Below are 6,120 nucleotides of genomic sequence, written 5' to 3' on the forward strand. Positions count from 1 at the left end.
GCGGCGAATCGCGCGTGAGGCAAATCAGAGATTTGCCCTACGCCTGACGCACCGCATTTCTGGCAAACCAAACCTTCGCGGTCTTGACAACCGCGAAGGTTTTGATCGGAGAGCCATGACGACCCGCCACAACGCGAAAACCGATGTTGTCATTCCTGTTGTTGGGATGGTTCCTGTTGCGACACGCCGCGCGGACGTTGTTCTGATTGTTGTTCCACGAGCCGCCGCGCAACACGCGGGTTTCGTTTCCGGTCAGCCCTGCACCCAGATGGATGCGGAGCGAATGTAGCACAAGACACGCCGCGTGGCAAATTAGAGCAAACTGTTTTCACGCGCACAATATTTTCGGGAACATTGTCCGTTACTTTCGATCTTGTCCGTTGTAATTCCCTCCGCGCGCTGGGGGAAACTTAGTTTCCCCCAGACCCCCTTCCTTCAGAGTCCCAGAGTTTCAGAGGGATCAGAGTTCAGAGTCAGGACGACCCGCCACAACGCGAAAACCGAAGCCGTCACTCCAGTCGTCGGGATGGGCCCAGAGGCGACACGCCGCGCGGACGAAGTGCTGATTGAGGTCCCACGAGCCGCCGCGCAACACGCGGGGAACATCACCTTCAAGCGATTCGCGACCCTTCGCTTGTTTCAAGTAATCCTTGTAATTTCCGAACCACTTGGTCTGACACCATTCCCAAACATTGCCCGCCATATCCGTGCATCCGTACGGCGACACACCTTGCGGAAAGATTCCAACCGCACTCGTCGCACCAATTTTTGTCTCGGCATAATTCGCGTGTTGCGGAGTTAGTTCACCATTCCACGGATAGATACGTGCGTCTGTTCCCCGCGCGGCTTTTTCCCATTCGGCTTCGGTAGGCAAACGAATCGCGAGTTGCGAGTTGCGAATCGCGGATTGCAAAATCGAATCCCGGATACCATTATTCTGAATTCTGAATTCCGAATTCCGAATTCTTTCCGTCAGCCACCGGCAAAAAGCAACGGCTTCGTACCACGACACACCTACAACCGGATGATTGTCCAAGTTGAACGGGGATGGATAATCAACTTGACGCTCACGCGGTTCGTTATCCCAGCGTCCCTTGAACTTGCCATCGTTCCACCAGCCCGCGGCGATTGCCTCTTGCCAAAATCGCGCGTCGCAATACCCACCCACGTTTACAAACGCGTTGAACTGGGCGTTTGTCACCGGATATTTACCGATGAGGTACGCGCGCGTGATACTCTTTTCTTCGTGTTGCGGAGTTTCGTCATCGCTTGCCATCTTGTCGCGCTTTTTATCGCTCCCCATCGTGAAGGGTCCCGCCGGGATTTCGCACCACACAATATCAGGAACCGCCATCCCCAGCCCTTCTCCCGCGCGCAGGGGAAGGGTGGAAACACCGGGACGCGGGTCGCCCAACTTGGCGAGCGCAACGCCGGCTTCGGCGCGTTCGAGCGGCGCGAGCAAGCCATGCTCGAGCAACGCACCCAAGCGCGGGATGAGCCGTTGGAGGAACACGTCGCCGCCTTCGCGCGTGTCAGTGTCCGCGCGAATTGCGTCCTTGCCCATTTCTGCCGCGATGTTGCCCGCCCACACGATGCCGCGCCAATCATTGTCATCGCGCGGCTCTGGCGTCGGACACAGTTCGTACAGCGCGTCGAGCACCTTGTACTTGTCGCCGCCCGGACTGTACAACAAATGCTCTGCGCCCAGTTGCGCCGCGAGCGCCCATTTATCACCCTCGCCCAAGCGATTGCGGAGTTGCCGTCCAAAACCACGTTCGCCCAGTGCGAGGTAACATCCCGCGAGAAATTCTTGAAACGTCCGATGGGCGAACGTGTACACCGGCTCGGCTTGATCTACTCCGCCGCGCCCCACCAACAATCCGGCGCGTTCGTCCACGTGCCCCAAAAAACGTTCCGCATTCGCGTAACTGCCGTTCATTTTTTTGGCGAGAATCTTGACGACATCGTTTTTCGGCAAATCCACCGCTTCATTTTTCTTGCCGCGCGTGTGCGCTTCAAACGCGACGCCCCATAACGCTTCGAGCAACGCGGCTTCGGAAAGACCCAGTTCGGTCAGCACCGGCGATTCGCCTTGCTTGTGCTTGTGCCAACGCCGCAAAAGAATTTCGACGCACCGTTGATACAACACGGCGCGTTCGCGCGGCAATTCCACCTGCGCGGTGTGCACGACCGCCATCGTCGTGAGCAACAGCGGCGTCTGCGCGAGTTCGGTCAAACGCGCGACGGCGATTTCCAAATCGTCGGCGCGTCGGTCGGCGCGGTCGCGCGGCATCTGCCCCAAATCGGCGAGCGCGCCGTACCACGCGCGCACAAACGTTTTGATTTTGTCGTCGTCGAACGGCGCAATTGTCACGTCTGTAAACGCGGCAAGCCGCGCGTCGTTTTGATACGAACGGATGCGGCACGTCACCAGAAAGCGATTGTCGCGATAGTGCGCCGCAAACGCTTCGACCGCTTGACGCGCAAGCCAGCGACGTTCTGGCGCAACCTCATCCAAACCGTCAAAGATAACGAGTCCTTCGCCGGCGTCGAGCGCATCCAGCACCAGTGACGCGGCGGCGGCGGCTTCAAATATCTTGTCCACCATTTGGCTGATGTGCGCGCGCACCGCGTTACAAAACGCACGTTCGCGTTGCTCGGTCGCGAGCGGTTGTAATTCTTTTTCGTCCGGCAGACTCGCCGCCAATTCGCGCAAGAGCACGCGCACTGGCAACCGCGCGCCGTGCGTCCATTGCGCCGGCAATTTCGCGCGATCCGACCGCGCGGCAATCAACGCCGCCGCTAAATGGTTGACGAACGACGACTTGCCCGAACCTGGGTCGCCGGTGATGACCAAGCGCGCATTTTTATCCGCCGCTTCAAGCACGGAAACCGCGCGCGCGTCATCGCGCCCGGGAAATGCCGCTCGGTCTTGGCGTTGTTTCTTTTCCTCGTCGGTCAACGGCACGCGCGTCGTCGTGTCGAGCGCGATGTACACGCGGTCGAGTGTAACATCCGCGCGGCGATGCACATCGGCATCATCGGCAATGGCAGCGAGTGGGAGTGCGTTGCAGGCGCGTTGCAGATTTTTGAGATAGCGCGTCAAGGCGGCTTGGCGATCTGCGTCGCTCGGCGCGCGTGGCGCGGGCGGCACTGGCGCGGTCGAAGCGGGAACCGGCGCGGCGCGTTGCGACTTGATTAGCGCATCAATCCACATTCCCAGATGTTGGCGCACCAATCGTTCAAAATCCTCCGGCGTGTTAAAGGTGAACACCAAGCCGGGATGCACGCCACTGGGCAAAAACCCGTCAAAGAATTTGTTGACGCGCCCTACTTGTTCAATATTGAATTGCGAGCTAGTAATATCTACCGGGCGCGCGCAACGGTAAAACATCACTTTGGGAAAACCATCCCCGCGCGTTGCGCGTTGTCGGTACGCCGCTTGAAACTCCTCCTCCGTGCCGGAGAGGTACGGCTCGTTCGTGCGCGGATCATTCGTGTCGGTGGGTTGCCCAAAACGTTGCCACAGAATGCCGACAAAAATATCCCACTCGTCCGGCGAAAGTTGATCGAAAACCACTTGTTGTGGTCGCCCCACATCCGGCGCAACGTATGTCTCCCAGCGCCAAAGTTTGAGACGGACACCGGCAATTTGCGCCGCGCCGCCTTTGGCGTTCATCTCGTTCACCGCGCGCGCCACGCGTTCGCGTTCCTCTTTTACATCGCCGGGCGAAGCCAGGAACACACGCAATTCAGTTTCGGTAATCGTCTTTGGCATACCCACCTCGCGGGAATTTTCGATTTTGGATTTCCGATTTTCAATTTTTGCTTGGCGGAACAAAATCTCCAATCTCCAAGCTCCAACTTCCAACCTCCAAATTACACCACCATCGAATTCGCGCTCACCGCCGCGTTCGCTTCCGCGTCAATCCGAACGTTCACACACGCGGGCTTGCCGGACGCAAGCGCGCGTTCGAGCGCGGGGCGAATCTCGCGCGGTTCCTCGACGTACTCGCCGTGCCCGCCGAGCGCACGCACGACCTCGTCGTACCGCGACAGCGCGAGAGCGGACGCGACCGCACGATCCGCGCCGTAGAAATTCAACTGCGGTCCGCGAATCTGTCCCCACGCCGCGTCGTTGCCCACCACCGACACCATCGGCAAGTTGAATCGCACCGCAGTGTCAAACTCGAATCCGTTCAACCCGAACGCGCCGTCGCCGTTGATGATGACGACGGACGATTTTGGATGCACGAGTTTCGCGGCAATCGCAAACGGCACGCCGACGCCGAGACAACCAAAGCGTCCTGGGTCGAGCCAGTGTCCGGGTTTCGCCACGTTGATGACTTTGGATGCTTGCGACACGATGTTGCCACCGTCGCCAATCACAATCGAATCATCGTCGAGCACATCGCGAATTTCTTTCGCGAGACGCATCGGATGAATCGGCATCACATCCGAGTTCATCAGCGCCTCAAGTTTCGCTCCCAGAGTTCTCTCAAGTTCCCTCAGTGCCTTTAACCAGGGTAAAGAGGGAACAAAGGGAACTGAGGGAAATGCGTCTGCCAAATCTTGCAGTACTAATCGCACATCGCCGACAATGCCCACATCCACCCCGCGATTGCGACCCAGTTCGCGCGGCTCGGCGCTGACGTTGACAATTTTCGCCGCGTCATTGAACGTGGGTGACTTGCCGTACCCCAGTCGAAAATCGAGCGGCGCGCCGACGACGAGAATCACGTCCGCGTTTGCGAGCGCGTGTTTGCGCGACGCGGTGAACAGGTACGGATGATTCGGCGGCAACGCGCCGCGTCCCATCGCATTGAGATAGACCGGCACGTTCGCGCGTTCCGCGAACCGCGCGAGCGCGTCGCTTGCATCGCTCCACCAGATTTCGGAACCGGCGATCAGCGCGGGACGTTCCGCGCGTTCGAGCAACGCGGCGGCGCGCGCAATCGCGTTCGCATCGCCGCGCGGCGCGGTCGTCGCGCGATAATTCGTCGGGATTTCGATTTCGGCATCTTCCGCCACGCCGAGCAAAACGTCAATCGGAATTTCGAGAAACGCCGGACCAAATCGCCCGGCGAACATCTGCCGAAACGCGATGGACAAGAATTCCGGAATGCGCCGCGTGTGCAAAACGGCGCGCGACCATTTCGTAATCGGCGCGAGGAGTGAAACGGAATCCAGTTCTTGCAGTGAACCCATTTCGAATTGATCGCTCGGCGCTTGCCCGCCGATGACGAGCACCGGCGAATCGGCTTGATACGCGTTCGCGATGCCGGTCACCGCGTCGGTCACACCCACGCCTGCCGTCACAATCGCGATCCCAGGTTTGCGTGTGAGCCGCGCGTACGCGTCCGCCGCGTGCGCCGCGGCTTGCTCGTGGCGAAAATCCACGATGCGGATGTCCTCGTCGAGCAAGCCGTTGTAAATCGGCATGATGTGTCCGCCGCACAACGTGAACACCGTATCCACGTTTTCTTGCTTCAACATGCGCGCGACCAGATGACCACCATCGAGCATCGCGACCTCCTTTGGAATGTTGCCGCAAGTTGGAAACTTGCGCCACGTGTAGGACAAGTTTCTAACTTGTCCATCTCGCAAGTTGGAAACTTGCGCCACGTGTGGAACAAATTCCTAACTTGTCCATCTCGCAAATCGGAAACTTGCGCCACGTGTGGGACAAGTTTCTAACGTGTCCATCTCGCAAGTTGGAAACTTGCGCCACTTGTAGGACAAGTTTCTAACTTGTCCATCTCGCAAGTTGGAAACTTGCGCCACGTGTGGGACAAGTTTCTAACTTGTCCATCTCGCAAGTTGGAAACTTGCGCCACGTGTGGGACAAGTTTCTAACGTGTCCATCTCGCAAGTTGGAAACTTACGCCACGTGTGGGACAAGTTTCTAACTGGTCCATCTCGCAAGTTGGAAACTGGCGCCACGGGTCGGTCAAGTTTCTAACTTGTCCCTCTCGCAAGTTGGAAACTTGGGCCACGTGTCGGACAAGTTTCTAACTTGTCCATCTCGCAAGTTGGAAACTTGCGCTACACTTTGATTTCAAAAGAAAAATGCCGCCACATATCGTAGCGGCATTGTCGTTCTCGCCGTTTATTTGTTCA

At 58.2% G+C, this 6,120-nt stretch carries 3 protein-coding genes; all 3 read right to left on the reverse strand.

Annotated elements, in window-relative coordinates:
- Positions 1–37: 37 nt before the first annotated feature.
- The gene (locus HY868_19615) at positions 38–313 is read right to left on the reverse strand and encodes an SUMF1/EgtB/PvdO family nonheme iron enzyme (protein MBI5304351.1); all 276 of its coding nucleotides are present in this window, start codon (positions 311–313) and stop codon (positions 38–40) included.
- A 147-nt stretch (positions 314–460) separates the two neighbouring features.
- A complete protein-coding gene (locus tag HY868_19620) occupies positions 461–3,778 on the reverse strand; it encodes an SUMF1/EgtB/PvdO family nonheme iron enzyme (protein ID MBI5304352.1) in 3,318 nt (1,105 codons plus the stop codon).
- 101 nt (positions 3,779–3,879) lie between these two features.
- Positions 3,880–5,526, reverse strand: coding sequence for a hypothetical protein (locus tag HY868_19625; protein MBI5304353.1), 1,647 nt, complete (start codon positions 5,524–5,526; stop codon positions 3,880–3,882).
- Positions 5,527–6,120: the final 594 nt, after the last annotated feature.

It is taken from the genome of Chloroflexota bacterium (assembly GCA_016219275.1).
Taxonomy (GTDB): Bacteria; Chloroflexota; Anaerolineae; order UBA4142; family UBA4142; genus JACRBM01.